The 26,378-nt window shown below is 57.5% G+C and carries 36 protein-coding genes; 1 reads left to right on the top strand and 35 read right to left on the bottom strand.

Annotated features, from left to right (window positions below; translation table 11 throughout):
- Positions 1–24 precede the first annotated feature (24 nt).
- The 5 genes from C8C92_RS03500 to C8C92_RS03480 all read right to left on the bottom strand — a co-directional run bounded on the left by C8C92_RS03500 (position 25) and on the right by C8C92_RS03480 (position 7,652).
- The gene (locus tag C8C92_RS03500) at positions 25–927 is read right to left on the bottom strand and encodes a hypothetical protein (protein ID WP_243420101.1); all 903 of its coding nucleotides are present in this window, start codon (positions 925–927) and stop codon (positions 25–27) included.
- A 274-nt stretch (positions 928–1,201) separates the two neighbouring features.
- Positions 1,202–4,312 carry an efflux RND transporter permease subunit gene (locus tag C8C92_RS03495; RefSeq protein ID WP_116743017.1) on the bottom strand — a complete coding sequence of 1,037 codons (3,111 nt, stop codon included), beginning with the start codon at positions 4,310–4,312 and terminating at the stop codon, positions 1,202–1,204.
- Positions 4,309–5,481, bottom strand: coding sequence for an efflux RND transporter periplasmic adaptor subunit (locus C8C92_RS03490; protein WP_116743016.1), 1,173 nt, complete (start codon positions 5,479–5,481; stop codon positions 4,309–4,311). The genes C8C92_RS03495 and C8C92_RS03490 overlap by 4 nt, the downstream gene beginning before the upstream one ends.
- A gap of 87 nt (positions 5,482–5,568) precedes the next feature.
- Positions 5,569–6,927, bottom strand: a complete 1,359-nt coding sequence (locus C8C92_RS03485) for an ATP-binding protein (RefSeq protein ID WP_099760928.1) — start codon at positions 6,925–6,927, stop codon at positions 5,569–5,571.
- Positions 6,924–7,652, bottom strand: coding sequence for a response regulator (locus C8C92_RS03480; RefSeq protein ID WP_035824023.1), 729 nt, complete (start codon positions 7,650–7,652; stop codon positions 6,924–6,926). The genes C8C92_RS03485 and C8C92_RS03480 overlap by 4 nt, the downstream gene beginning before the upstream one ends.
- Before the next feature lie 187 nt (positions 7,653–7,839).
- Here C8C92_RS03480 and C8C92_RS03475 point away from each other — a divergent pair, with 187 nt between their 5' ends.
- A complete protein-coding gene (locus C8C92_RS03475) occupies positions 7,840–8,373 on the top strand; it encodes a Spy/CpxP family protein refolding chaperone (protein ID WP_243420100.1) in 534 nt (177 codons plus the stop codon).
- Between the two features lie 99 nt (positions 8,374–8,472).
- Here C8C92_RS03475 and dsbD read toward each other — a convergent pair whose 3' ends face one another.
- From dsbD to creD, 30 genes are all read right to left on the bottom strand, one after another.
- Positions 8,473–10,422: a protein-disulfide reductase DsbD gene (dsbD, locus tag C8C92_RS03470; protein WP_116743015.1), complete on the bottom strand. Its 1,950-nt coding sequence runs from the start codon at positions 10,420–10,422 to the stop codon at positions 8,473–8,475.
- Between the two features lie 158 nt (positions 10,423–10,580).
- Positions 10,581–10,973 (bottom strand): 50S ribosomal protein L17, encoded by a 393-nt coding sequence (rplQ, locus tag C8C92_RS03465; RefSeq protein WP_010394482.1) that lies wholly within the window; start codon positions 10,971–10,973, stop codon positions 10,581–10,583.
- Positions 10,974–11,106: 133 nt separating this feature from the next.
- The gene (gene rpoA, locus C8C92_RS03460; protein ID WP_008444343.1) at positions 11,107–12,084 is read right to left on the bottom strand and encodes a DNA-directed RNA polymerase subunit alpha; all 978 of its coding nucleotides are present in this window, start codon (positions 12,082–12,084) and stop codon (positions 11,107–11,109) included.
- Positions 12,085–12,195: 111 nt separating this feature from the next.
- Positions 12,196–12,819: a 30S ribosomal protein S4 gene (gene rpsD / locus C8C92_RS03455; protein ID WP_010394478.1), complete on the bottom strand. Its 624-nt coding sequence runs from the start codon at positions 12,817–12,819 to the stop codon at positions 12,196–12,198.
- Between the two features lie 255 nt (positions 12,820–13,074).
- Entirely contained in the window at positions 13,075–13,479 is a 405-nt protein-coding gene (gene rpsK, locus C8C92_RS03450) for a 30S ribosomal protein S11 (protein WP_010394475.1), read from the bottom strand.
- Positions 13,480–13,496: 17 nt separating this feature from the next.
- Positions 13,497–13,862, bottom strand: coding sequence for a 30S ribosomal protein S13 (gene rpsM, locus C8C92_RS03445; protein WP_046681666.1), 366 nt, complete (start codon positions 13,860–13,862; stop codon positions 13,497–13,499).
- 14 nt (positions 13,863–13,876) lie between these two features.
- Positions 13,877–13,990 carry a 50S ribosomal protein L36 gene (gene rpmJ, locus C8C92_RS03440; RefSeq protein WP_010394471.1) on the bottom strand — a complete coding sequence of 38 codons (114 nt, stop codon included), beginning with the start codon at positions 13,988–13,990 and terminating at the stop codon, positions 13,877–13,879.
- 42 nt (positions 13,991–14,032) lie between these two features.
- Entirely contained in the window at positions 14,033–14,251 is a 219-nt protein-coding gene (gene infA, locus C8C92_RS03435) for a translation initiation factor IF-1 (RefSeq protein ID WP_005663428.1), read from the bottom strand.
- Between the two features lie 18 nt (positions 14,252–14,269).
- Positions 14,270–15,604 (bottom strand): preprotein translocase subunit SecY, encoded by a 1,335-nt coding sequence (gene secY, locus C8C92_RS03430; RefSeq protein WP_010394438.1) that lies wholly within the window; start codon positions 15,602–15,604, stop codon positions 14,270–14,272.
- A 32-nt stretch (positions 15,605–15,636) separates the two neighbouring features.
- Complete coding sequence (rplO, locus tag C8C92_RS03425) at positions 15,637–16,068, bottom strand: 50S ribosomal protein L15 (protein ID WP_034753211.1); 432 nt, start codon at positions 16,066–16,068, stop codon at positions 15,637–15,639.
- 30 nt (positions 16,069–16,098) lie between these two features.
- Positions 16,099–16,278 carry a 50S ribosomal protein L30 gene (rpmD, locus tag C8C92_RS03420; protein WP_010394435.1) on the bottom strand — a complete coding sequence of 60 codons (180 nt, stop codon included), beginning with the start codon at positions 16,276–16,278 and terminating at the stop codon, positions 16,099–16,101.
- 10 nt (positions 16,279–16,288) lie between these two features.
- Positions 16,289–16,807, bottom strand: coding sequence for a 30S ribosomal protein S5 (rpsE, locus tag C8C92_RS03415; RefSeq protein WP_010394433.1), 519 nt, complete (start codon positions 16,805–16,807; stop codon positions 16,289–16,291).
- A gap of 9 nt (positions 16,808–16,816) precedes the next feature.
- Complete coding sequence (gene rplR / locus C8C92_RS03410; protein WP_071079767.1) at positions 16,817–17,179, bottom strand: 50S ribosomal protein L18; 363 nt, start codon at positions 17,177–17,179, stop codon at positions 16,817–16,819.
- A gap of 13 nt (positions 17,180–17,192) precedes the next feature.
- Positions 17,193–17,726 carry a 50S ribosomal protein L6 gene (gene rplF / locus C8C92_RS03405; RefSeq protein WP_034778281.1) on the bottom strand — a complete coding sequence of 178 codons (534 nt, stop codon included), beginning with the start codon at positions 17,724–17,726 and terminating at the stop codon, positions 17,193–17,195.
- A 10-nt stretch (positions 17,727–17,736) separates the two neighbouring features.
- Positions 17,737–18,132 (bottom strand): 30S ribosomal protein S8, encoded by a 396-nt coding sequence (rpsH, locus tag C8C92_RS03400; RefSeq protein ID WP_010394425.1) that lies wholly within the window; start codon positions 18,130–18,132, stop codon positions 17,737–17,739.
- A gap of 14 nt (positions 18,133–18,146) precedes the next feature.
- Complete coding sequence (gene rpsN / locus C8C92_RS03395) at positions 18,147–18,452, bottom strand: 30S ribosomal protein S14 (protein WP_010394423.1); 306 nt, start codon at positions 18,450–18,452, stop codon at positions 18,147–18,149.
- Between the two features lie 2 nt (positions 18,453–18,454).
- On the bottom strand, positions 18,455–18,994 hold the full coding sequence (gene rplE / locus C8C92_RS03390) for a 50S ribosomal protein L5 (RefSeq protein WP_010394421.1): 540 nt from the start codon (positions 18,992–18,994) through the stop codon (positions 18,455–18,457).
- 6 nt (positions 18,995–19,000) lie between these two features.
- Entirely contained in the window at positions 19,001–19,315 is a 315-nt protein-coding gene (rplX, locus tag C8C92_RS03385) for a 50S ribosomal protein L24 (RefSeq protein WP_034753204.1), read from the bottom strand.
- Between the two features lie 9 nt (positions 19,316–19,324).
- On the bottom strand, positions 19,325–19,693 hold the full coding sequence (gene rplN, locus C8C92_RS03380) for a 50S ribosomal protein L14 (RefSeq protein WP_008444317.1): 369 nt from the start codon (positions 19,691–19,693) through the stop codon (positions 19,325–19,327).
- Positions 19,694–19,946: 253 nt separating this feature from the next.
- On the bottom strand, positions 19,947–20,219 hold the full coding sequence (rpsQ, locus tag C8C92_RS03375) for a 30S ribosomal protein S17 (RefSeq protein WP_010394415.1): 273 nt from the start codon (positions 20,217–20,219) through the stop codon (positions 19,947–19,949).
- Complete coding sequence (gene rpmC / locus C8C92_RS03370; protein WP_010394412.1) at positions 20,216–20,407, bottom strand: 50S ribosomal protein L29; 192 nt, start codon at positions 20,405–20,407, stop codon at positions 20,216–20,218. Before rpmC ends, rpsQ begins: the two co-directional genes overlap by 4 nt.
- Before the next feature lie 12 nt (positions 20,408–20,419).
- Positions 20,420–20,839 carry a 50S ribosomal protein L16 gene (rplP, locus tag C8C92_RS03365; protein WP_010394411.1) on the bottom strand — a complete coding sequence of 140 codons (420 nt, stop codon included), beginning with the start codon at positions 20,837–20,839 and terminating at the stop codon, positions 20,420–20,422.
- A gap of 2 nt (positions 20,840–20,841) precedes the next feature.
- A complete protein-coding gene (gene rpsC / locus C8C92_RS03360; protein WP_034753199.1) occupies positions 20,842–21,666 on the bottom strand; it encodes a 30S ribosomal protein S3 in 825 nt (274 codons plus the stop codon).
- A gap of 9 nt (positions 21,667–21,675) precedes the next feature.
- Positions 21,676–22,008, bottom strand: coding sequence for a 50S ribosomal protein L22 (gene rplV / locus C8C92_RS03355; RefSeq protein WP_170840583.1), 333 nt, complete (start codon positions 22,006–22,008; stop codon positions 21,676–21,678).
- Positions 22,005–22,280: a 30S ribosomal protein S19 gene (gene rpsS / locus C8C92_RS03350; protein ID WP_008444295.1), complete on the bottom strand. Its 276-nt coding sequence runs from the start codon at positions 22,278–22,280 to the stop codon at positions 22,005–22,007. The genes rplV and rpsS overlap by 4 nt, the downstream gene beginning before the upstream one ends.
- A 10-nt stretch (positions 22,281–22,290) precedes the next feature.
- Positions 22,291–23,118, bottom strand: a complete 828-nt coding sequence (gene rplB, locus C8C92_RS03345; protein ID WP_010394400.1) for a 50S ribosomal protein L2 — start codon at positions 23,116–23,118, stop codon at positions 22,291–22,293.
- A complete protein-coding gene (gene rplW, locus C8C92_RS03340; RefSeq protein WP_010394398.1) occupies positions 23,118–23,435 on the bottom strand; it encodes a 50S ribosomal protein L23 in 318 nt (105 codons plus the stop codon). The genes rplB and rplW overlap by 1 nt, the downstream gene beginning before the upstream one ends.
- Positions 23,432–24,052 carry a 50S ribosomal protein L4 gene (rplD, locus tag C8C92_RS03335; RefSeq protein ID WP_034753197.1) on the bottom strand — a complete coding sequence of 207 codons (621 nt, stop codon included), beginning with the start codon at positions 24,050–24,052 and terminating at the stop codon, positions 23,432–23,434. The genes rplW and rplD overlap by 4 nt, the downstream gene beginning before the upstream one ends.
- A 3-nt stretch (positions 24,053–24,055) precedes the next feature.
- The gene (rplC, locus tag C8C92_RS03330; protein WP_071079769.1) at positions 24,056–24,712 is read right to left on the bottom strand and encodes a 50S ribosomal protein L3; all 657 of its coding nucleotides are present in this window, start codon (positions 24,710–24,712) and stop codon (positions 24,056–24,058) included.
- 215 nt (positions 24,713–24,927) lie between these two features.
- Complete coding sequence (gene creD, locus C8C92_RS03325; protein ID WP_116743014.1) at positions 24,928–26,337, bottom strand: cell envelope integrity protein CreD; 1,410 nt, start codon at positions 26,335–26,337, stop codon at positions 24,928–24,930.
- Positions 26,338–26,378 lie beyond the last annotated feature (41 nt).

Below are 26,378 nucleotides of genomic sequence, written 5' to 3'. Positions count from 1 at the left end.
CACACCGCGCAGCCTTTTTAATTTTTAGCGCCGTCCCGGGCGCTTCTCGGAAAAGAATTCCTGGCGCAGGAAGGCAGTCAGCTCAGCCGTGTCTTCCACGCGGGCGCTGAGGTTGACGTTACGCCCCAGGCGCCGCGATTCCCACACGAAGTCGCCCGGCTTTTCGGCACGGATCAACTGGATCATCTTCTTGATGATGGCCGATTCGATATCGGGTTCATTGCCCAGTTCCACTTTTTCCTGCTTCAGCCAATTGCGCTTGAAGTTGCCATTCCAGCCCTTGAACTTGACTTCGGCACTGAACGAAGTCTGGTTGACGATGGAAAACACGCCGCCCGAATCCTCGCGGTCGCTGCCCGAATTGCGCCCCTGTGCGCCGGCGATATTCGCCTTGGCCACGCGCATGGCGCGGTCGTTCTCGCTTTCTTCGGCCGGCGGCGTGGGGTTCTGCGCCTGACGCTGCTTGCGGCGCTGCTCGATCATCGAGCTCATGTCTTCAGCTGGCGGCGGCGGCAACGGCACTTTCGATACCAGCGGCGGCGTGAAGGTTTCCAGTTTCGGCTTGTCGCGCGGCACGTCCTTGGTCACCACGCGCTTGCTCGGCGCCGGCGGCGGTTTCACCTTGGCCACTTTCGTGTCCTTCGGCTTGGGCGTGGGTTTCGGTTGCGGCTTCGGTTGCGGCTTGTCCTTCAGGGGCGCGATGTAGACCATCGCGCTTTCCTTCTTCGGCGGCGGGATCTTTTCGATCGTGTCGCTGCGCAACAGGACATACGCCGCCAGCAGCACGTGCAGCAAGACGGACACGCCGAGCACAACCTTGCGCGTGGTGCTGGTCCTGGACCCGTAGGCCGGCAGTGGCTGGATCACTTGCCCGCAGGTGGGGCAAACATCGGAATCGGCAGCCAGCAAATGGGTCGTGTCATGCAAAATGAATCGTGCTTTCTGTGTAGCGAAGAAATAACATTACAGGGCAGCCATAGTGCCAGAGTCCCTTGCTTTTGGGAACACTTCCTCGGCCTTTCCAACCCGAAGCGTACAGGATAGCGACATTCCTTGCAGCGCTGACCAGAGTACCCGAGCCGTCCCTTGATGGTTGTTACCGTATGTATCACGGCCCATACAAAACCGGCGCCCCATTCACGCAGGAATGGGGCGCCGGTCACGGGTCAACGGCTCAAAGGGCAACGGGCAACGCAAGCGCTCAAGCCTTGTTGTCGAGTGCCACCAGTTGCTCGTCCGTCACCGGCCCCGTGCCGCTGTACTTGTCCAGGAACAAATAGATGACGGGGGTGATGAACAGGGTAATCACTTGCGAAAACAGCAATCCACCGACCACGGCCAGGCCCAGCGGCTGGCGCAGCTCGGCGCCGGCGCCCAGGCCCAGGGCGATGGGCAAGGCGCCCATCAGGGCCGCCGCCGATGTCATCATGATGGGGCGGAAACGCAGGATGCACGCCTGGCGGATGGCTTCAGGCGGGCTCATGCCCTCATTGCGCTGCGCATGCAGGGCAAAGTCGATCATCATGATGGCGTTTTTCTTGACGATACCGATCAGCATCAAGATGCCGATGATGGCGATCATCGTCAGGTCCATGCCGAACAGGCGCAGGGTCAACAGCGCGCCCACGGCTGCCGACGGCAAGCCGGCCAGGATGGTCAGCGGGTGGATATAGCTTTCATACAGCACGCCGAGCAGCACATAGATCACGGCCAGCGCGGCGATGATGAGGATGATCTGGCTGGACTGCGAATCCTGGAACACGGCCGCATCGCCACCGTAGCGCGTGATGATGGAGGCCGGCAAGCTCATGTCCTTGCCCATCACGTCGATCTTGCCCGTGGCGACACCCAGCGGCACGTCCGGCGCCAGGTTGAAGGAGATCGTTACGGCCTGCAACTGCCCCTGGTGATTCACGGACGTGGGGCCAATCGTGCGTTCCACGTAGGCAATACTCGACAGCTTCACCAGTTCGCCCGACTTGCTGCGCACGGACACGCGCGTGAGCGCATCGTCATACTGGCGATCCGCCGTGGCCGCTTCCAGGATCACGTAATAGCTCGCTGCCGAAGAATAGATAGTCGACACTTGCCGCTCGCCAAAGGCGCTGTACAGGGCCGTGCGGATATCGGACATTTGCACGCCCAGCAGATTGGCCTTGTCGCGGTCGATCCGCAGGGACGCCTGCAAGCCCTTGATCTGCGAATCGCTGGTGACGTCGCGGAACGCGGGATCGGTGCGCATGCCAGCAATAAACTTCTCCGCCCAGTCATTCAAGGCATCGGGACTGACGCTTTGCAAGGTGTACTGGTAGCGGCTCTTGCTCTGGCGTCCGCCCAGTTGCAAGTTTTGCACGGGACGGAAATACACGGCCATGCCGGGCACGGTACTCGTCGCGCGGCGCAGGTTTTCCAGCACCACCGGCATCTTCGGCCGTTCGCTGCGCGGTTTCAGCACCATGAACATGCGGCCCGTGTTGCCGCCACCGACGAACGAGGTCACATCCTGCACGCTGGGGTCCGCCTTGAGCACGGCCGCCACGCGCGCTTGCAAGTCCTGCAATGCCGCCGAAGAAATATCCTCCGACGCTTCCGTATTCACCTGGATCTGGCCCAGGTCTTCCTCGGGGAAGAAACCCTTCGGAATGGTCGCGTACAGCAGCACCGTCAGCGCAAAGGTACACACGGCAACAAACAGCACCACGTTGCGGTGCGCCAGGGCCTTGTCGAGCAGATGCACATAGCCGTTGCGCAACTTCGTGAACCCCGCCTCGAAGTGGCGGCCGATGAAGGACTTTTCGCCATGCGTGGGATCGCTGTCATTGTGTTCGCGCGAGTCGGCCGGCAGGAAGCGGCTGGCCAGCATCGGCACCAGGGTCAGCGACACGATGGCCGAGACGAGGATGGACAGCGAGACGACGACGGCAAACTCATGGAACAGCAAGCCGATCACGCCCGGCATGAAGAAGATGGGGATGAACACGGCCACCAGCGAGACAGAAATCGAAATAATGGTGAAACCCATTTCCTTGGCGCCCACGAGGGCCGCCTGGATCGGTTTCTTGCCCATCTCGATATGGCGCACGATGTTTTCCAGCACCACGATGGCATCGTCGACCACCAGGCCCACGGCCAGGGTGATGCCCAGCAGGGAGATATTGTCGAGGCTGTAGCCAAGCCAGTACAGCAGTGCCAGCGCACCGAGCAGGGAAATCGGCATGGTGACGGCGGGAATGAAAGTGGCGGCCGCGCGGTGCAGGAACAAAAAGATCACCAGCACCACCAGGATCACCGTCAGGGCCAGGGTCAGATTGACGTCGTGGATCGCTTCGCGGATCGAGACGGAACGGTCATTGACCAGGCTGATCTGAATGGAAGCAGGCAATTGCGCCTTGAAACCGGGCAAGAGTTTGCGCACGGCATCGACCACTTGCACCGTGTTCGCATCCGGTTGGCGCTGCACCAGCAAGGTGATCGAGCGCTCGCCATTGAAACTGCCGGCCGTCTTGGTTGACTGGAAACTGTCTTCCACTTCGGCCACTTCCTTCAGCCGCACGGGCTGGCCATTGCGCGTGGCGACGATGAGTTCGGCAAAATCGGCCGCCTTCATCATCTGCGGGTTGCCCTGGATGGTCAAGGTCTGGCTGGGGCCGTCGAGGATGCCCAGCGGCGAATTCGTGTTCGAAGCGCGCAGGGCCTGGGCCAGCTCGTCCATCGTCAGGTTGCGCGCATTCATCAGGTCGGCACGGGCACGCACGCGCACGGCGAAGCGTTTCTGTCCATTCACGCTGACCTGGGCCACGCCGGGCAAGGTCGACAGGCTGGGCGCAATCAGGTTTTCCGCATAATCATTCAGATCCGACAAGTTCAGCGATGGCGACGTCATCTGGATGAACAGCACGGGCGCATCGGCCGGATTGACTTTGCGGTAGGACGGCAAGTCCGTCATTTCCGTCGGCAACTGGCGCTGCGCGCGCAGCAGTGCCGCCTGCACATCGACGGCGGCCTCGTTGACATTGATGCTGGCGTCAAACTCCAGGGTCAGCGACGTACTGCCCAGGGTACTCGTCGAGGTGATCAGGCTCAGGCCGGCAATCGTGGAAAACTGCTTTTCCAGCGGCAAGGCCACGGAAGACGCCATGGTCTCGGGGCTGGCGCCGGCCAGGTCGGCGCTGACGTTGATGACGGGCGTGTTATAGCTCGGCAAGGCCGCCACGGGAATGTGGCCATACGCCAGCACGCCGGCCAGGATAATGGAGAGGGACAACAGCACCACCATGACGGGGCGGCGGATGCTCAGTTCGGACAGGTTCATGCTGGCTTGCCCTGCGCTGCGGCGGCGCCATCGGCGGCCTTGTGTTTTTCCGCCAGGCGCACCTTGCCACCCGGACGCAGGTTCTGCTTGCCGTCGACGATGACTTTTTCGTCGCCGGTCAATCCGGTGACGACGGCATTCGGGCCGAACGCATACACGCGGGCAATCTTGCGCACCTTGGCCGTATGATCGGCTTCCATCGAATACACGAAGATGCCCGTGGTATTGGTGATGATGGCGTTTTGCGGGATGACCAGCGCATCTTTCAAGGTGCGCACCGTCAGCTGCGTATTCACATACTGGCCAGGCCACAGGTCGGTAGCGCCATTATTGAAACGGGCCTTGACCTTGATCACGCCCGTGGCGGGATCGACGGCATTGTCGATGAAACTCAGTTTGCCGTCGAGCTGCTTGCCGCCCGCATCGGCCAGCAGCGCCTTGACCGCCACCTCGCCCGCCTTCTGCGCCGCCAGCAAGCCCGACAGACTGCTTTCCGGCAAGGTGAAGACCACATCGATCGGGTCGAGCTGGGTGATGCTGGTGAGCGAAGTAGTCGGCTGCACCAGGCTGCCCGCGTACACATTGATGGCGCCCACGCGGCCCCCCTGCGGCGCGCGCAGGACGGTGTAGCTGGAATCGACCTGGGCGGCGCGCAAGGCTGCCTGGTCGGCGGCCAGCAAGGCGCGTGCCGCGTCGAGCTGGCTTTGCAGGGTATCCACGGCGCCCTGGGCGATGAAGTTCTTGCTCAGCAAATCCTGGCTGCGCTTGAGCTGGCGTTCGAGGTCCAGCACCGAGGCGCGGTCACGCAATACTTGCGCCTGCGCCTTGTCGACATTCGCGTGCTCGCTGCGCGCGTCCAGCGTAAACATCAGTTCGCCCTGTTTGACGAACTGGCCCTCGCGGATGTGCACCTTGGTGATCGTACTGGTCGTCTGCGGATGCAGGTCGACGCTGCTGATGGGCGTCACGCTGCCATTGGCTTGCAGCAGCATCGGCACATCCTGTCGCAGCGGCGCGACCACGCTCACCGTGGTCGGCCCCTGTCCGCCCTTGCCCCCTTTGCTATCCTGCCCACCGGCCGCTTTGCCCGACTGATGATTGAAATACCAGATGCCGCCACCGATACACAGGGCCGCACCCACGAGGATTGCCAGGCTAGTCTTTTTCATTGTTCTGTCACGCTGTTGCAGCGCAGGGCCGCAGGTTGAATGTAGTTGCCAGGGGGCATAAAGCACAATATTGTCGCACGGAAATGCTCACTTTCCAGCGTAATACTCTGGCACGATCAGGGTGACTTCCAGTCCACCGTCGACATGATTGAGCAGTGAAACCGTGGCGCCATGCTGCTCGGCGATGTTGCGCGCGATGGTCAGGCCCAGGCCCGTACCACCCGATTCGCGCGAACGCGAGGTCTCGATACGATAAAACGGTTCGAACACTTTGGCCAGCTGATCTGGCGCAATACCCGGCCCGCCGTCGCGGATGCGGATGCGCGCCGCGCCAGCGATGCGCTCGACCGTCACCTGCGCGTACTGGCCATATTTGACGGCATTGTCGATCAAGTTCACCAGGCAACGCCGCATGGCGATGGGCCGGGCCATCAAGGCCATGCTGGCCTGCCCGGCCAGGGTCACGTTCTGACCGGCATCGGCCGCATCCGAGCAGACGCTATCTAACAGGGAATCGAGATCGAGCGCCTGCATCGCTTCCGTGCTATCCATCGAACGGGCCAGGTCCAGCCCTTCCTTGACCATGCTCTGCATGGCCGACAGGTCGCCCACCAGGCGCTCATACAATTCCGTATCGGCCACCTTTTCCAGGCGCAGGCGCAGGCGCGTCAGCGGCGTTTGCAAGTCGTGCGTGATGGCCGCCAGCATTTGTGTACGCTGGGAAATATGCTGGCGTATGCGCGCCTGCATGGCATTGAAGGCGGCGCTGGCCTGGCGGATTTCGCTGGCCCCGGACAGGGTCAGCGGCGGATGGTTGATGTCGTTGCCCAGGTCTTTCGCCGCCTGCGCCAGCTGCTTGAGCGGACGCATGGTCATGCGCGTGACCAGGTAAGCGAGGATGGCGATGCTGATCAGGAAAGGCAGCAGAGTCATCCAGTCATTATGTTCATTGAACGGTGGCTGCTGGCGCGGCGGCAAGACCATCAGGCGCAGCACGTGGCCATCCTGCATGCGCACGTCGAGGTTTTCGCAGGTGCCGCCCCAAGGCTTGGCGCCGAACATGCCCGGCGACTGGCGTGGCTTGACGCAGGCTTCCGGGCGGTCGGCCAGCGCGCTGACCTTGAAACCCTCGCCCAGCTTGGCTTGCAGGGCGCTGGAAAATTCCGTCGGCGTACCGGGCTTATGCTCCGTATCGGGGCGCAGTTCCAGGCGCACGCTGCCCTTGTTGGCGACCTTCAGGTAGGCGGCGCGCGAGGCCAGCGGCACCACGTCGGCCGCCATCACCAGCTGCTCGGCCCGCTCGACGGCGTGGTAGTCGCGGTATTGCTCGATGGCGCGCTGGCGTTCGCCCACGGCCAGCCACTGCGTCAGTGCAGCCGAAGCGACGATGCCGATCAGCAGAAACATGAAGACTCTGCCCGTCATCGACCCCAGGAAGGCCTTCACGCGTGCGGCTCCACGTTGACTTGCCCGGCCAGCACGTAGCCGCCGTTGCGCACGGTCTTGATGATTTGCGGCAAACGGGCATCTTCACCGAGTTTTTGCCGCAGGCGGCTGATCTGGATATCGATCGAGCGGTCGAACGGGTCGGCGTCGCGCCCCTGCGTCAGGTTCAGCAACTGGTCGCGGTTGAGCACGCGGTTCGGGTGTTCCAGGAACACGCGCAGCAAGCGGAACTCGGCGCCCGACAGCATGATCACCAGGCCCGTGGGATTGAGCAGGTGGCGCGCCGTGAGGTCCAGGGTCCAGCCGGAAAAACGGATTTGCTGCGCCTTGTCAGACGGCACGTTCGACGGCATGGCATGGCTGCGGCGCAGCACGCTGCGTATGCGCGCCAGCAATTCACGGGGTTCGAACGGTTTCGGCAAATAATCGTCGGCGCCCATTTCCAGGCCCAGGATACGGTCCAGCGGCTCATTGCGCGCCGTCAACATGATTACCGGCACGGTCGATTGGGCACGCAGCTTGCGGCACAAGGTCAGGCCGTCGTCGCCAGGCAGGTTCAAATCGAGCACGATCAGGTCGGGCCGCGTTTCATCGAGAATCTTCCACATGGCCGTGCCATCTGCCGCACCCAGGGTGCGGTAGGCGTTCGTTTCCAGGTAGTCCGCCAGCAAGCTGCGGATGTCGCGGTCATCGTCGACGATGAGAATTGTAGAAGTGGGTTCCATGGTACGAATTATCCCCACTTCCCCCGCCCTTGCACAGCGCATTTGTATCGTCTTGTATATAGGAGACCCGAAGAAACATATAGATACAAACTGTCTGGCAGCGGACACTTCGGGGAAACATGGAGCGTCCACCATGGATTCATGTGCAGCAACATGTACATCCCTCATCTTTTACAAAGGAATCCAGATGAACGCCTCAATGACAACCTTGCGCAAGAATTTGATCATCGCCATGAGCGTACTCGGCATGGGTGCGGCATCGCTGACCGTCCACGCCCAGGAAGCGGCCGCCAGCGCGCCTGCCGCCAGCACCAAGATGCAACATGATGGCCAGCGCGGCCAGCACCGCGCAGGCAACCCGGCCGAGCGCATGGCCAAGTACCAGGCCCGCCTGCACGACAAGCTGAAGCTGACAGCCGCGCAGGAACCTGCCTGGACCACCTTCACGGCCGCCAATGCGCCGAAAAAACCGATGGGCGACTGGAAAGCCAGGCATGCAGCGATGGCCAAGCTGTCGGCGCCGGAACGCATGGAACAATGGATCGCCATGTCGAAGGAACGCATCGCCAGCCAGGAAAGTCGCCTTGCCTCGCTGAAAACCTTCTATGCCGTGCTGACGCCGGAGCAAAAGAAAGTGTTTGATGACAGCGTGCCTGGCGGCAAAGATGGAGAAATGCGCGGCCACCACCGTGGTCATGGCGCGCACCATAAAGCAGGCTGAACGTAGGTCGGATTAGCGGCGGAACGCCGCGTAATCCGACAACATTGTTGGCGCTGAACGTGGTGGTGTCGGATTACGGCCCGAAGGGCCTAATCCGACCTACTCGTCAAGCTTGCGCAGAGAGGTCAGGAAAGTGGCAGCATTCTGGAAACCGATCACGCGCGACTGGGCGATCTCCTGCCCCTGTGGGTTGAACATGATGATGCCAGGCGGGCCGAACAGCTGAAAACGTTTCAGCATGGCTTTGTCGTCCGCATCATTGGCCGTGACATCCACTTGCAGCAGCACGGCTTGCCCCATTTTCTCGCGCACGGCAGGGTCGACGAAGGTCAGCTTTTCCATCTCGATGCACGACACGCACCAGTCGGCATAAAAGTCCAGCAAGGCCGGCTTGCCACCCAGCTGAGCCAGCGCCGCATCGAGCTGCGCCACGGTCTTTACGCGCGTAAATGGTTGCGCGTGCACCTGGCCACCGCCTAGGTGCGCCAGCGGCGCCAGCGGGTCGCGGCCACCGCTGGCCACGCCCACCAGTTGCATCGCACCCAGCACGGCAAACACCAGGCCGAAGGCCTTGGCCACCCAGGCGTTCTTCGCGCCGCTTTTACCCACCAGCAAATACATGCCGTAACCGACGAACAGCACCGTCCAGCCCAGCATCTGCACGGCGCCCGGCAGCACGGGCGAGACCAGCCACCAGGCCACACCCAGCTGCAGCATGCCAAAGAAGCGCTTGACGGCATCCATCCAGGCGCCGGCGCGCGGCAGCAAGGTGCCGGCCGAGACACCGACCAACAGCAACGGCACGCTCATGCCCACCGCCATGGCAAATAAAGCGCTGCCGCCGATGACGACGTCGCGCGTCTGGCTGATATACAGCAAGGCGCCGGCCAGCGGCGCGGCCACGCATGGCCCCACGATCAGGGCGGAAATGGCGCCCATGACGAAGACCCCCGCCAGGCGGCCCGACGATTGCTGGTTCGACACGGACGTCAGCTTGCCTTGCAGGAAAGCCGGCACTTGCAGCTCATAAAAACCGAACATCGACAGCGCCAGGCCCGCCATCAGCAAGGCGAAAACGCCCAGCACCCACGGATTTTGCAGCTTGGCCGCCAGGCCTTCGCCCGCCAGGCCCGCCGCCACGCCCAGCGCCGTGTAGACGATGGCCATGCCCAGCGCGTACGTCAGCGACAGCAGCAAGCCACGCGAGCGGCTGACCTTGGCACCATCGCCAATGATGATCGACGACAAAATCGGCACCATCGGCAGCACGCACGGGGTGAACGCCAGCCCCAGGCCCAGCAACATGAACAGGGGCACGATGACGAGCAGCTTGCCGCCCTTCAGCGCCGATTCGATCTTGCCCAGCTCGTTTTGCGCGGGCGCCGGGCTTGCTGCCACAGGAACCGCCGCTACCGGCTCGGGCGTGGCAGTGATTTCGGGATTGGCGATGCTCAGCACGGACACGCCAGGCGACGCTTGCGCCTGTGGCCCGTTGACGGCTGCCGTGTCGACTGCCGGCGCGCCCGGCAGGGCGAATTTCGACGGCAGGCCCGTGCCGGGCGCCACGCTCTGGCCGCCGCCACCGCCCACCAGCTGGGCCATGGCATCCTGCGGCGCATAGCACAGGCCCTTGTCGGAGCAGCCCTGCCCCGTCGCTTTCAGGGTGAACGCGCCAGCGGCCTGCACGGGAATCGTGATGGTGAGCGTCTTGCGGAACGTTTCCACGTTCTTCTGGAAAGTGTCGTCAAACTTGACCTTGCCAGCCGGATACACGGGCGTGCCCAGCTTGGCGCCCACGGCGTCGAACTTGAAGCGCTCGTGATACATATAGTAACCATCGGCAATCACATAGGTGACGGCGATGGTAGACGGGTCCTGCATGCGGGCGGAAAATTTGAAAGCCAGCTCGGGATCGAGGAACTCATCGTCAGCACGGGCATGGTCGGCGCCAAAAACGGCGATCAACAGGAAGCAACAGGCAGCAAACCAGGTGAGCAAAGGATGGCGTGGCGCGGCGCGCGCAGTGGCGCTGGAGAGGAAACGGGACATGAACTACCTTTTCGACCATTCGACAGAGGACGCGCGGAGCAGGCAGCGCATGTGCCGGGCCGGCGCGAAAGGAGAATAGTACACTGCGGTAAGAATGACTGCAGCAGAAAACAAAAAAGCCAGGCTAGGCCTGGCTTTCTCAGATACAACCGGCGGGATTACTCGCCAGCGATTTCAACTGCTTCGGTCGTGTCTGGACGATCCATCAGTTCGACGAACGCCATAGGAGCGTTATCGCCTACGCGGAAACCCATTTTCAGGATGCGCACATAGCCGCCGTTACGGTTGGCGTAACGTGGGCCCAGTTCAGCGAACAGCTTCAGGACCATTTCACGATCGCGCAGGCGGTTGAAGGCCAGACGCTTGTTTGCCAGGCAGTCAGTTTTGCCCAAGGTCAGAATTGGCTCGACAACGCGGCGCAGTTCTTTTGCTTTTGGCAGGGTGGTTTTGATCGCTTCGTGACGCAGCAGCGATACTGTCATGTTGCGCAGCATTGCCAGACGGTGGGACGAGGTACGATTCAGTTTACGGAGGCCGTGACCGTGACGCATGATAAATCCTTTCGGTGAGTGTTTAAATTCCAGCTCTTCGATCGATGAAGCTAGTGCAACATCGCGGGCCGGTTTGGTGCTTCAAAATAAAAGCCTGGGACACCTGTCCCAGGCAGTTTGCTACAACTACGAATTACTTTTCCAGGCCTGCAGGCGGCCAGTTTTCCAGCTTCATGCCCAAGGTCAAGCCGCGCGATGCCAGCACTTCCTTGATTTCGTTCAGGGACTTGCGGCCCAGATTTGGCGTTTTCAGCAGTTCGTTTTCCGAACGTTGGATCAGGTCGCCGATGTAGTAGATGTTTTCCGCTTTCAGGCAGTTCGCCGAACGCACGGTCAACTCCAGGTCGTCGACTGGACGCAACAGGATAGGATCGACCAGCGGAGCGCGCGATGGCGCTTCGGCGGCAGCTTCCGTGCCTTCCAGGGCAGCGAACACATTCAACTGGTCCACCAGGACGCGGGCCGACTGGCGGATCGCTTCTTCCGGCGAGATCACGCCGTTGGTTTCGATGTTGATGATCAGCTTGTCCAGGTCGGTACGCTGTTCAACGCGAGCCGATTCAACGAAGTACGATACACGGCGCACTGGCGAGAACGACGCATCGAGAATGATGCGGCCGATGGTCTTGTTCGTGTCTTCCGACAGGCGACGCACGTTACCAGGAACGTAGCCGCGGCCTTTTTCAACCTTGATCTGCATGTCCAGCTTGCCACCAGCGGTCAGGTGGGCGATCACGTGGTCAGGGTTGATCAGTTCGACGTCATGCGGCAGGTCGATGTCGGAGGCCAGGATCGCGCCTTCGCCTTCTTTTTTCAGGGTCAGGGTTACCGAATCGCGGTTGTGGACTTTGAAAACCACACCCTTCAAGTTCAGCAACAGATCGACGACGTCTTCTTGCACGCCATCGAGGGAGGAATATTCGTGGACGACGCCGGCGATCGTCACTTCGGTCGGCGCGTAGCCTACCATCGACGACAGCAGAACGCGGCGCAACGCGTTACCCAATGTGTGGCCATAGCCGCGCTCGAACGGTTCCATCACGACTTTGGCGTGACCTGCACCGAGAGCTTCAACATCGATAATACGTGGCTTCAACAAACTGTTTTGCATGAAATGTCCTTTTCAATACCCTCGGCTCATTACACCGATAAGGCTGATGGCATTAGTGAAACGCCCACTTCACAAAAGCAAAGTGGGCGGAGATCTTGCTACTGACTACTATTAACGCGAGTACAGCTCGACGATCAGCGATTCGTTGACGTCGTTAGCGATTTCGTTACGCTCTGGCAGGGACTTGAAGGTACCTTCCATTTTCTTGGCATCAACCGAAACCCAGCTAGGCATACCAACTTGTTCAGCCAGCGACAGTGCTTCAACGATACGCACTTGCTTTTTCGATTTTTCACGAACAGCAACGATGTCGCCAACTTTGACTGCGTACGAAGCGATGTTCACAACGATACCGTTCACGGTGAACGCTTTGTGGCTGACCAATTGACGCGCTTCAGCGCGGGTCGAACCAAAGCCCATGCGGTAGCAAACGTTGTCCAGACGCGTTTCCAGCAACTTCAACAGCGTTTCGCCGGTGTTGCCTTTACGACGGTCTGCTTCAGCGAAGTAGCGGCGGAATTGACGTTCCAGCACGCCGTACATGCGTTTTACTTTTTGCTTTTCGCGCAGTTGGTTACCGTAGTCCGAGGTGCGGGCGCCGGATTTGACACCGTGCTGGCCTGGTTTGACGTCCAGTTTGCACTTGCTGTCGAGCGAGCGACGTGCGCTCTTCAGGAACAGGTCAGTACCTTCACGGCGGGAGAGTTTTGCTTTAGGTCCGATATAACGTGCCACGATGCTTCCTTTTATTAATGATAACGCCCCAGCCACATGCATGATCAAACACGCTGCTGCGGTTAGGCGCTAGTCTGACTCAGCTTCAATCAGACGGTGGCTGAAAACGAAAAACCCGCCAAATGGAATTTGACAGGCAAGAACAGCCGGGCAGTATAACCGTTTCCGGCTCCCTGCTCCAGCAATTTCACACAACTGTACTAATACAACAGATAGAAAAGCAGCTGGCGCCGAAGCGCCCTCTGCAACACTATCTTAGATACGACGGCGTTTCGGTGGACGGCAACCGTTGTGCGGTACCGGCGTCACGTCCTGGATCTCGGTGATCTTGATGCCCAGGTTGTTCAGCGCGCGAACGGCGGATTCACGACCAGGACCTGGGCCCTTGATACGTACTTCCAGGTTCTTGACGCCACACTCAACAGCCACTTTACCAGCGGCTTCCGCGGCGACCTGCGCTGCGAACGGGGTCGATTTACGCGAACCCTTGAAGCCTGCACCGCCGGAGGTAGCCCACGACAAGGCATTGCCTTGACGATCGGTGATGGTAATGATGGTGTTATTGAACGAAGCGTGGACATGTGCAATGCCTTCAGCGACGTTCTTTTTAACCTTTTTACGCACGCGTGCTGATGCGGCGTTATTTTGCGACTTAGCCATAATTATTCCCTAGCGGATTATTTTTTCAGCGATTGAGCGGCTTTACGCGGTCCCTTGCGGGTACGTGCGTTCGTACGCGTACGCTGGCCACGGCAAGGCAGACCCTTACGATGACGCATGCCGCGGTAGCAACCCAGATCCATCAAACGCTTGATGTTCATGGACAGTTCACGACGCAGATCGCCTTCGACGATGAATTTACCTACTTCATCGCGCAGTTTTTCCAGTTCGCTGTCATCCAGATCTTTGATCTTTTTGTTGGTTGCTACACCGGTCGATGCACAGATTTTCTCTGCGCGTGGACGGCCCACACCGTAGATGGCTGTCAGGCCGATAACGGTATGCTGATGATTTGGGATATTAACCCCTGCAATACGTGCCATTTGTTATTCCTCGATTAACCTTGACGCTGCTTGTGACGTGGTTCCACGCAGATTACGCGGACTACGCCTTTGCGCTTGATGATCTTGCAGTTGCGGCAGATCCGCTTGACTGATGCGAGAACTTTCATTTTTGGGCTCTTTCTTTCGCTTCTTTGGTTTGATTCAGTGTGTTACTTGGTACGGAACACAATGCGGGCTCGGCTCAAGTCGTACGGCGTTAACTCCACCGTCACCTTGTCTCCAGGGAGAATGCGAATATAGTTCATCCGCATTTTACCTGAAATATGCCCGAGCACCACGTGTCCGTTCTCCAGCTTCACTCGAAATGTTGCATTTGGGAGATTCTCAAGAATCTCGCCCTGCATCTGTATGACGTCGTCTTTTGCCATTCGGTATGTTTACCGCGCTTAACGCGTCGGAATTCCGCCCTTGAAATTTGCTTTGCGCAGCAGCGAATCATATTGCTGCGACATCACGTAGTTCTGTACTTGCGCCATGAAATCCATGGTGACAACTACAATAATCAATAAAGAAGTACCGCCGAAATAGAATGGTACTTTCCACTGGGCTTGCATAAATTCCGGCAATAAACACACCAGGGTGATGTAGACTGCGCCGGCAAGTGTCAAGCGTGTCAGGATCTTGTCGATGTAACGGGCTGTCTGCTCGCCTGGACGAATCCCGGGAATGAACGCACCGCTTTTCTTCAAGTTATCTGCTGTTTCCTTGCTGTTAAACACCAGCGCTGTATAGAAGAAACAGAAAAACACGATCGCCACTGCGTACAACAGCGCATGGATAGGCTCACCAGGCCCCATCGATGCTGCCAAATCTTTCAAGAACCGCACCGCAGGGTTAGCGTTGTCGGCGCCCTTTGAAAACCAGTCCACGATAGTGGCCGGAAACAAGATGATCGAAGAAGCAAAGATCGGCGGGATCACGCCGGCCATGTTCAGCTTCAACGGCAAATGGCTGGTTTGACCGCCATAAATCTTGTTGCCTACCTGGCGCTTCGCGTAATTGACCAATATTTTGCGCTGACCACGTTCGACGAATACAACGAAGTACGTTACCAGTGCTACCAGGATCACGATGAAAATCGCGCTGAAGCTGCCGATCGAACCATTCGACACCTGAGTGAACAAGCCACCCAACGCCGACGGCAGACCTGCTGCAATCCCGGCAAAAATGATGATCGAGATGCCATTCCCCAAGCCGCGCTCGGTAATTTGCTCACCCAACCACATCAAAAACATTGTTCCGGTCAACAAAGTGACGACCGTCACGAAGCGGAATGCAAGACCAGGTTCCAACACCAGACCAGCTTGCGACTCCAGTGCGACTGCAATGCCTAACGCTTGAAACAGTGCCAGGGCAACCGTGAAATACCGGGTGTACTGGGTGATCTTGCGACGACCTGCTTCGCCTTCTTTTTTCAACGCTTCCATCTGCGGTGACACGATCGACAGCAATTGCATGATGATCGAGGCCGAGATATAAGGCATGATACCCAGCGCAAACACTGTAAAACGAGACAAGGCACCGCCCGAGAACATGTTGAACATGCCCAGGACGCCGCCTTCGTGCTCCTTGAACAGCGAGGCTAATTGTGTCGGGTCAATCCCGGGAACCGGGACGTGAGCACCGATACGATAAACCACCAATGCGCCAAGCAAAAACCAGAGCCGTCCCCAAGGGAAACCGGCCGCTGCACTTTTAGCAAGTTGTGGATTAGTCGCCAATTTTCGCTCCGATCAAGCTGTTAGCGGTCAACTCAGGCTACCGAGCCGCCGGCTGCTTCGATGGCGGCTTTCGCGCCAGCGGACACTTTCAAGCCCTTCAAATTCACCGCTTTGGTGATTTCGCCGGACAAGATCACGCGCACGTCACGGGCCAACACGCCCAGAACGCCAGCTTGCTTCAAGACCAGAATGTCGACATCGCCAACAGCCAGGTTGTTCAGATCGGACAGGCGCACTTCAGCTTTGAAGGTTGCGTGCATCGATTTGAAACCGCGCTTAGGCAGACGGCGTTGCAGAGGCATCTGACCGCCTTCGAAACCGACTTTATGAAAGCCGCCCGAACGCGATTTTTGACCTTTGTGACCACGACCCGAGGTTTTACCCAGGCCGGAGCCGATACCGCGACCGACGCGACGCTTGTAGTGCTTAGCGCCTTCGGCTGGTGCAATAGTATTCAATTCCATGATTTGCTCCGTTCGTGTAAGCCCGAAGGCTTACCCGACAACTTTAACGAGATACGATACTTTATTGATCATGCCGCGTACGGATGGGGTGTCTTGCAATTCGGAAACCGAATTTACACGACGCAGACCCAGACCGCGCACGGTAGCGCGATGCGATTCGCGCGTACCGATCAAGCCCTTGACCAATTGCACTTTGACTGTGTTTGTCATTTTGTCCACCTTAAGCCAGAATGTCTTCAACCGACTTGCCGCGTTTGGCAGCGATATCGGAAGCAGTGCTCATTTTCGACAGGCCGTCCAGCGTAGCGCGTACCAGGTTGTATGGGTTGTTCGAACCGGTGGATTTCGCCACCACGTCCGTCACGCCCATCACTTCGAAGATAGCGCGCATGGCGCCACCAGCGATCACGCCAGTACCAGGCTTAGCTGGGTTCATCAGGACCTTGGAGGCGCCGTGACGACCAACAACCGTGTGATGCAAGGTACCGTTTTTGAGCGGTACTTTGATCAGGTTGCGACGGGCTTCTTCCATTGCCTTCTGCACGCCAACTGGCACTTCTTTCGATTTGCCCTTGCCCATGCCGACGCGGCCATCGCCATCACCAACTACGGTCAGCGCGGCGAAACCCATGATACGACCACCCTTGACCACTTTGGTCACGCGGTTGATCGCGATCATTTTTTCGCGCATGCCATCATCCGGCTTGTCGCTTTGCATTTTTGCTTGCATTTTTGCCATGATTGATCCTTAGAACTTCAGACCGGCTTCGCGTGCGGCTTCTGCCAACGCTTTCACACGGCCGTGGTAACGGAAACCGGAGCGGTCAAACGCAACTTCGGTAATCCCTGCTTTCAACGCTTTTTCAGCGACGCGCTTGCCGATCAAGGCTGCAGCAGCGGCATTGCCGCCTTTGCCGGATTGGCCTGCCAGTTCAGCGCGAACTTCCGCTTCAGCCGTCGAGGCCGAAACCAGGATTTTTGCATCCGGGCTGATCAGGTTGGCGTAAATGTGCAGGTTGGTGCGATGCACCGACAAGCGATTTACTTTCAATTCCGCAATCTTGATGCGGGTTTGGCGTCCGCGGCGAAGCCGTGATTCTTTCTTATCCATCGTCAGCCCCTAATTACTTCTTCTTGGTTTCTTTAAGCTTAACCACTTCGTCCGCATAGCGAACGCCCTTGCCTTTATAAGGCTCAGGAGCGCGGTAAGCACGAACTTCAGCGGCTACCTGGCCAACCTGTTGACGGTCGATACCTTTAATCAGGATCTCGGTCGGGGTTGGTGTTGCGCAGGTAACGCCAGCTGGCATGTCATGCACTACAGGGTGCGAGAAACCCAGGGACAGATTCAACTTGTCGCCTTGAGCTTGCGCCTTGTAACCCACGCCTACCAGGTTCAGCTTTTTCTCGAAACCCTTGGTGACGCCAACAACCATGTTGTTGACCAGTGCGCGCAGCGTGCCGGACATGGCATTGGCTTCGCGGCTGTCGTTCGCCACGTCGAAACTCAGGGTTCCTGCATTGTTTTCCACTTTGACCTGGCCGGTGAGGGCCTGGGAAAGTACGCCCAGCGGGCCTTTTACGGTGATCGCTTGTGCGGAGATGGCGACTTCTGCGCCAGCTGGCACTACGATAGGCATTTTAGCTACTCGAGACATGTGTAACTCCTTAAGCCACGTAGCAAATAACTTCGCCGCCGACACCGGTAGCGCGTGCTTTGCGGTCAGTCATGACGCCTTGCGGAGTCGACACGATCGCCACACCCAAGCCATTCATCACAACAGGGATCTCGTCTTTACCCTTGTAGACGCGCAGACCCGGACGGGACACGCGCTCCAAGCGCTCAATAACGGGACGGCCAACATAATACTTCAAACCGATTTTCAGTTCCGCTTTGCCACCAGCTTCGGTAACAGCGAAATCTTCAATGTAACCCTCGTCCTTCAGGACGCTGGCAATCGCAATTTTGACTTTCGACGATGGCATGGCCACGGTCGTCTTTTGCACGCCTTGTGCATTGCGAATGCGGGTCAGCATATCGGCGATAGGATCGCTCATACTCATTGCATATTCTCCTATTACCAGCTTGCTTTTGTCATACCCGGAATTTCACCACGCATGGCGAATTCACGGAGCTTGATACGACCCAGACCGAATTTACGGAATGTGCCGCGCGGACGACCAGTGATGGCGCAACGGTTACGTTGACGCGTCGGGTTCGAGTTACGTGGCAGCGCCTGCAATTTCAGGCGAGCTTCGTAGCGCTCTTCTTCCGATTTCGATTGGTCATCGACGATGGCCTTGAGAGCTTCGCGCTTAGGGGCGAATTTCGCCACCAGGTCAGCACGCTTGATCTCACGATTAATCAGTGACAGTTTGGCCATGATCAGTTCCTGAAAGGGAATTTAAAGGCGGCGAGCAAAGCTTTGGCTTCGTCATCGGTCTTAGCGGTTGTCGTGATGCTGATATTCATACCGCGCAACGCGTCAATCTTGTCGTATTCGATTTCAGGGAAAATGATCTGTTCCTTGACACCGATGTTGTAGTTACCACGACCATCAAATGCACGGCCGTTCACACCACGGAAATCGCGTACGCGCGGCAGAGCCACGGTAATGAAGCGATCCAGGAACTCGTACATGCGAGCGCCGCGCAGGGTGACCATCGTACCGATCGGGTAACCTTCACGGATTTTGAAGCCTGCGATCGCTTTGCGGGACTTGGTGGTCACTGGCTTCTGGCCGGCGATCTTGGTCAAGTCAGCAACTGCGTGCTCGAGAACTTTTTTATCCGCGATAGCCTCACCAACACCCATGTTCAGGGTGATCTTGGTCAGGCGTGGAACTTCCATTACCGACTTGTAACCAAACTTGCTGGTCAGGTCGGCAACGACTTTTTCTTTATAGAATTCTTGGAGACGTGCCATGATTTCTTAAGCCTTCACTACTTCGCCGGAGGATTTAAAGATGCGAACTTTCTTGCCGTCCACTTCTTTGAAACCCACGCGATCTGCCTTGCCAGTCGCTGCATTAAACAATGCAACGTTGGACACGTGAATTGGCATGGTCTTATCGACGATACCACCAGTTACGCCAGTCATCGGGTTTGGCTTAGTCGCTTTTTTAGCGATGTTAATGCCGTCAACCACGATATGTTCAGCATCGATACGCTGCTGTACCACACCACGTTTGCCCTTGTCTTTCCCGGTCAGAACGATGACTTCGTCGTTTTTACGAATCTTATCCATTACGACTCCTTACAGGACTTCCGGTGCCAGGGACACGATTTTCATGAACTTCTCAGTACGCAGTTCGCGTGTGACAGGTCCAAAAATACGGGTACCGATCGGTTCCAGCTTGGCGTTCAACAGAACGGCGGCATTGCCGTCGAACTTCACCAGGGAACCGTCTTGGCGGCGAACACCTTTAGCGGTGCGCACAACCACGGCGTTATAAATTTCACCTTTTTTGACACGGCCACGTGGCGCAGCAACCTTAACGGTTACCTTGATCACATCGCCAATGCCAGCATAACGGCGCTTGGAGCCGCCCAATACCTTGATGCACATTACTTCTTTGGCACCGGTATTGTCAGCCACTTCGAGCCGGCTTTCAGTTTGAATCATAGTATTCTCTTTCCCAACTTAAGCCGAAGAATCCACACAATGTAGACCCACGGTCAGTCTTGGTCCCGCCAGAGCCGCCCTGCTGGGCTTCACTGTTTGGGTGCATGACCTTCATACATTAACTGACCGCGAATGCTACTGTCTGTGACCAGACACTTTGCGGCGTTACATGAACGAAGCCCGCAAGTATTACATACAATTTGCGGGCCTGCAAGTACTAATTAAAAGCCACCGCCGAAACGGTGGTTTTTATTTAAACGGTTGGTGCGGCTTGAACCACACGTGTCACCGTCCATGCCTTCGTTTTGGAGATCGGGCGACCTTCCTGGATCTCGACCGTATCACCGGCCTTGACTTGGTTGGTCTCGTCATGCGCGTGATACTTGTTCGAGCGCATGATGATCTTGCCATACAAAGGATGTTTTACGTGGCGCTCGATCAGAACGGTAACGGTCTTGTCCATCTTGTCCGAAACCACTTTACCGATCAGCGTGCGCTTGAGCGACTGTTTCACTGGTTCGTTCATTTGGCTTCCTTCAGATTCATTACCGTCTTCACACGCGCGATATCGCGGCGTACCTTCTTGAGCTGCGAAGTGTTGCTCAGCTGCTGCGTAGCGATTTGCATACGCAGGCCGAACTGTGCCTTCAACAAGTCATTCAGCTCTTTTTGCAGAGCTGGCTGGTCTTTGCCGCGGAGTTCAGATGCTTTCATATACAACTCCAATTATTGGCCGACTTGGCGGATGACAAACGTCGTCGCCAGTGGCAGTTTAGAGGCGGCAAGACGGAAAGCTTCCCGTGCCAGCGCTTCATCAACGCCATCCATTTCGTACAGTACTTTACCTGGCTGAATTTCAGCGACGTAGTACTCAGGATTACCCTTACCGTTACCCATACGGACTTCAGCCGGTTTGTTCGAAATCGGTTTGTCCGGGAAAATACGGATCCAGATACGGCCACCGCGCTTGATGTGACGCGTCATTGCACGACGCGCCGCTTCAATTTGACGCGCAGTGATACGACCGCGCGCAACTGCCTTCAGACCGAATTCGCCAAACGACACGGCGGTGCCGCGGCTGTGCGAAATACCGGTATTACGGCCTTTCTGCTCTTTACGATACTTTCTGCGTGCTGGTTGCAGCATGATTATTCTCCTGCTTTCTCAGCTGGTGCTGCTGCGGCGGCCGGTTTAGCGGCGGTACGCACACGTGCACCTGGTGCTGTGGATGGTTTCGCACCGGCACCGGCTGGACGTGGACGGCCAGCTGGCTTGCCATCGTCACGGCGTGGGCCGCGGCTTTTCTTCTCGTCAGCTGGGGTATCGATGACTGGTGCATCGCCGTTAGGCGCGCGGTCACCTTTGTATACCCACACCTTGACACCGATGATGCCGTAGGTGGTCGACGCTTCGCTGGTACCGTAGTCGATATCGGCGCGCAGGGTATGCAGAGGCACGCGGCCTTCGCGGTACCACTCTTTACGCGCGATTTCGATACCGTTCAGACGGCCGGACGACATGATCTTGATACCGAGAGCACCCAGGCGCATTGCATTTTGCATTGCACGCTTCATAGCGCGGCGGAACATGATCCGTTTTTCCAGCTGCTGAGCGATCGAATCGGCGATCAGTTGCGAGTCGATTTCTGGCTTGCGAATTTCTTCGATGTTCACGTGAACAGGTACGCCCATGATCTTGGTCAGCGCGGACTTCAGTACTTCGATGTCTTCGCCTTTTTTACCAATGACCACGCCTGGACGCGAGCTGTAGATCGTGAAGCGCGCGTTCTTGGCTGGGCGCTCGATAACGATGCGACCAACGGATGCGTTCTTCAGTTTCTTTTTCAGGTAAGCACGTGCTTTCAAGTCTTCGTTCAGCATGGCAGCGAAATTACCGTTGCCTGCATACCAGCGCGAAGCCCAGTTACGGGTGACCGCCAGACGGAAACCGGTTGGATGAATTTTCTGACCCATCGTGGCTCCTTAGTTACCGACAGTCACGTAAACGTGACAGGATTGTTTCGAAATACGGTCGCCACGGCCTTTTGCACGCGCGGTGAAGCGCTTCAGGACGGGGCCCTTTTCGACGTAGATCGTTTTCACGAACAATTCGTCGATGTCCGCACCATCATTGTGCTCGGCATTCGCAATAGCGGATTCCAGAACACGTTTGATGATCGCAGCACCTTTTTTCGGGCTGAATTGCAAGATGTTGAGTGCAGCGTCAACTTTCTTGCCACGGATCAGGTCAGCAACCAGGCGGCCCTTTTGGTCCGACAGGCGCACACCTTTGAGGATAGCTTTAGTTTCCATTATTTCTTAGCCTTTTTGTCAGCTGCATGGCCCTTGAACGTACGGGTCAGTGCGAATTCGCCGAGCTTGTGACCAACCATGTTTTCGGAAACATAAACCGGCACGTGCAGCTTGCCGTTATGAACCGCGATCGTCAGGCCGATAAAGTCAGGCATGATTGTCGAACGACGCGACCAGGTTTTGATTGGCTTTTTGTCTTTGGCTGCTTGCGCGGCTTCAACTTTTTTCACCAGGTGGGCGTCACAGAACGGCCCTTTTTTCAATGAACGTGTCATGTGCTACCCCTTATTTCTTGCCGCGGCGCGAGACGATCATGGAAGTCGTACGCTTGTTGCTGCGTGTTTTCTTACCCTTGGTCTGTTGGCCCCATGGCGAAACTGGATGACGACCAGCTGCTGTTTTACCTTCACCACCACCGTGCGGGTGATCGACCGGGTTCATGACCACACCGCGAACGGTAGGACGAACACCGCGCCAGCGCATCGCGCCAGCTTTACCGATTTTACGCAGGCTGTGCTCGGCATTACCGACTTCACCAACCGTTGCACGGCACTCGATGTGCACGCGACGTACTTCACCCGAGCGCAGACGCACTTGAGCATAGGTACCTTCACGTGCCATCAGCACAACGCCAGCGCCAGCGGTACGTGCCATTTGGGCACCTTTACCTGGCAGCATTTCGACGCAATGCATCACGGTACCGACTGGGATGTTACGGATTGGCAAGCAGTTACCCGATTTGATCGGTGCTTCCGAACCGTTCATCACGCTGTCGCCAACGGCCATGCCTTTGGTTGCGATGATGTAGTGACGTTCGCCGTCGGCGTAGCACAACAGAGCGATATTCGCGGTGCGGTTTGGATCGTATTCGATACGTTCCACTTTCGCTGGAATACCATCTTTGGTGCGCTTGAAGTCGATCAAGCGATAGTGTTGCTTATGACCACCACCGATATGACGGGTGGTGATGTGACCGTTGTTGTTACGACCAGCGGTCTTGGATTTCTTTTCAACCAGGGCAGCGAACGGACGACCTTTGTACAGGTCTGGGTTCACCACCTTTACCATGCCGCGACGGCCTGGCGAGGTTGGTTTCATCTTAACGAGTGCCATTATGCAGCCTCCTCGGAGAAGTTGATTTCCTGGCCAGGCTTCAGGCACACGAAAGCACGCTTGGTATGGTTACGACGACCGTTGAACTTGCCGGTGCGTTTCTGCTTACCTTCGCGGTTTGCAGTTTGCACGGACAGGACTTCAACCTTGAACAGCAGTTCGACCGCTGCCTTGATTTCAGGCTTGGTTGCATCCGGCAGTACGCGGAATACAATTTGCTCGTTCTTTTCCGCGACCATGGTGGCCTTTTCGGAAATCACGGGCGCCAACAGCACCTTCATCAAGCGTTCTTCGCTATGTTTCAAAATCGCGCTCATGCCAGCATCTCCTCAATCTTGGCCAATGCAGCTTTGGTGACCAGGATCTTCTTGTAGAACACCAGGGACATCGGGTCTGCGTGACGTGGCTCAACGACGAGTACGTTAGGCAGGTTGCGCGATGCCAGTTCCAGGTTTTCGTTCAGAACGTCGGTGATGATCAGAACCGAATCAAAGCCCAGGCCGTTCAATTTTTGCGACAACAGCTTGGTCTTTGGCGCGTCGATCGTCAGATCGTCGATGACGATCAGGCGCTCTTCGCGAGCCAGCTGCGACAGAATCGAGCAGATACCTGCGCGATACATCTTTTTATTCACTTTGTGGGTGAAGTTTTCGTCAGGCGAGTTCGGGAAAATCCGACCACCGCCGCGCCACAGTGGCGAGGACGACATACCAGCACGAGCGCGGCCGGTACCTTTTTGGCGCCATGGCTTTTTCGTCGTGTGGTGAACTTCTTCACGGTCTTTTTGCTTGCGGTTACCACTACGTGCATTCGCTTGATACGCGATGACGACTTGGTGGATCAGCGCTTCATTGTAGTCACGGCCGAAAATCGTATCGGCTGCAGCAACGTTCGAGGCGGCTTGACCTTGCGCATTCAGAAGCTTGAGTTCCATCGTTTAAGCTCCCTTCTTGGCTTTGGTTTTGATGGCTGGCGAGACAACTACCTGGCCATTTTTCGCACCTGGAATCGCGCCTTTGACCAGCAACAGCTGACGGTCGGCATCGATACGGGCGATCACGAGGTTCTGGATCGTACGGTTAACGTCACCCAGATGACCGGTCATGCGCTTACCAGGGAAAACGCGACCTGGATCTTGTGCCATACCGATGGAACCTGGAACGTTGTGCGAACGCGAGTTACCGTGCGTTGCACGGCCAGAAGAGAAGTGATAACGTTTGATAACGCCTGCATAGCCTTTACCAATGGTAACGCCTTGCACGTCGATCTTTTGACCGACTTCGAACAGGGAAGCAGCGACAACATCGCCAGCTTTCAGTTCAGCGGCTTTAGCAGCATCGACACGGAACTCTTTCAACAGAGTACCGGCTTCAACGCCAGCTTTAGCGTGATGACCAGCAACAGCTTTGGTCACGCGGGAAGCGCGACGTTGACCGAATGCGACCTGAACAGCGGAGTAGCCATCTGTTTCAGGGGTTTTGATTTGCGCAACACGGTTGTTCGATACGTCCAACACGGTGACCGGGATCGAATCCCCTTCATCCGTGAAAATGCGCATCATACCAACCTTGCGACCGAGAAGGCCTAGGCTCATTTTTTCTCCATTCCCACCTGCGATTGGGCGGGGCTTGTTTAACTACAAAGTAACGTAGGATCCAAAAAAGACGAATCCATACCGAAGCCGGCTAGTATATAGCACAAAAACCCTTGACGCAACAAGTTAACACGAGGTATGTCAAAGTGTTGCGCGATGCCCCTGCGACAGTTGTCAGGGGCGCTGCAAAGGTCGGCTAATGTAGCACACATCGCCTATTCATGCGGCTCTGCAGCGGGTGCCACTGCGCCCTTGCCCACTTGATACCAGTCAACTTTGCGTGTCGCCACCATGATGGCGGCCAGCACGGCGAACAACAGGATGCTGCCCATCACCAGCGCATTGTTTTCCGAGCTCAGCAAGCCATACAGGGCGCCATACAGCGCCGTCAGCGCCATGCCGAAGCCGATGCCGCGCCAGGCATTGTGCAGCACGTGCGCCAGGTAAAAGCTGGTCAGCGCGATACAGGCGGCGCTGGCGATCAGGTAGGCGGCGAGGAAGGCGATGTGCTCGGCCAGGCCCACCAGCAGCAGGAAGAAGATCACCAGCGACAGGCCCACCAGCAAGTACTGCACCGGGTGGATCGGCAGGCTTTTCAGGATTTCAAAGATGAAGAAGGCGGCAAAGGTCAGTGCCACGAACAGCAAGCCATACTTGGTGGCACGGTCCGATTGCGAATACACGTTCACCGGCTCGATGAAGCCCACGCTGAAGCGGTCCACCTGGCCCAGCGGCGCACTGTCGGGCACCTTGAATTCCCCCTCGATCGTGCTCAGCTGCGTTTGCGCATTGGTCGCCAGCGAGGAGATGCTCCACTCGACCTGAAAGCCATCGGCGTTGATCTGGCGGTGTTTCGGCGACGGCAGGAAGCGCCCGCCAAACTGCGGATGGGGCCAGTTCGACTTGATGCTGATCTGGCTGTTTTTCGCCACCGGCACGAAATGCTGGCGTTCGATGCCGTCCAGGCCCAGGTCAAAGCTGAATTTCACCTGCTGCGCTTGCGCCAGCGGCATGGCGCCCAGCGGCGCGTGCAGGCCGCTGCGGAAGGCAAACAGGTCGGTGCCCTGCTCGAACTCGATCTTCTGGCCGCCCCAGTCGATTTTCGGGATATTGCGGATGCCGCGCACGTCCTCGATGGATAGCGCGACGAAAGGCGTGCCCAGGGTCACGCGCGAGTCCGGCGACTTGCGCGGCAACTGCGTGCTGGCCGGTACCGTAAAATCTCCCTTGAAGGCATGCTGACCGCTGTACACCAGCACCTGGTGGATACCACGGTAGCGGCGGTCAGTCTCGATGGTGCCCTCCTGCAGCAAAAAGTTCGGGTACACCAGCAAGCGGCGCTGCACCGTGCGGTGCAGCAACTCCGTGCGCACAGGCGCTTTCGCTTCCCTGTCATCGCCTTTGGCCACTTCCACGCGCTCTTCATATTGCTCCGTGTAGGGGATCACCAGGATAGGACCGATGATGGTTTGTTCGCGCACCGAATCGGCGGCGATGCTATTGACGGCTTCCTGGCGGAATTCCATCCGCTCCTTGATCGTTTCCTGAATCATCAGCAGAGGCAGGCCGATCAGCAACATCAGGCCGAACACGATCAACGCTTTGACTAACAGAGTTTTTTGCATGGCGCATCCTTGAAGTAAGGCGGCCAGTGTAGAAAAAACAT

It is taken from the genome of Janthinobacterium sp. 78, from assembly GCF_003096775.1.
GTDB lineage: Bacteria > Pseudomonadota > Gammaproteobacteria > Burkholderiales > Burkholderiaceae_D > Janthinobacterium > Janthinobacterium tructae.
The sequence above is the reverse complement of the archived record's forward strand: the minus strand, read 5'-3'. Positions and strand labels throughout refer to the sequence as shown.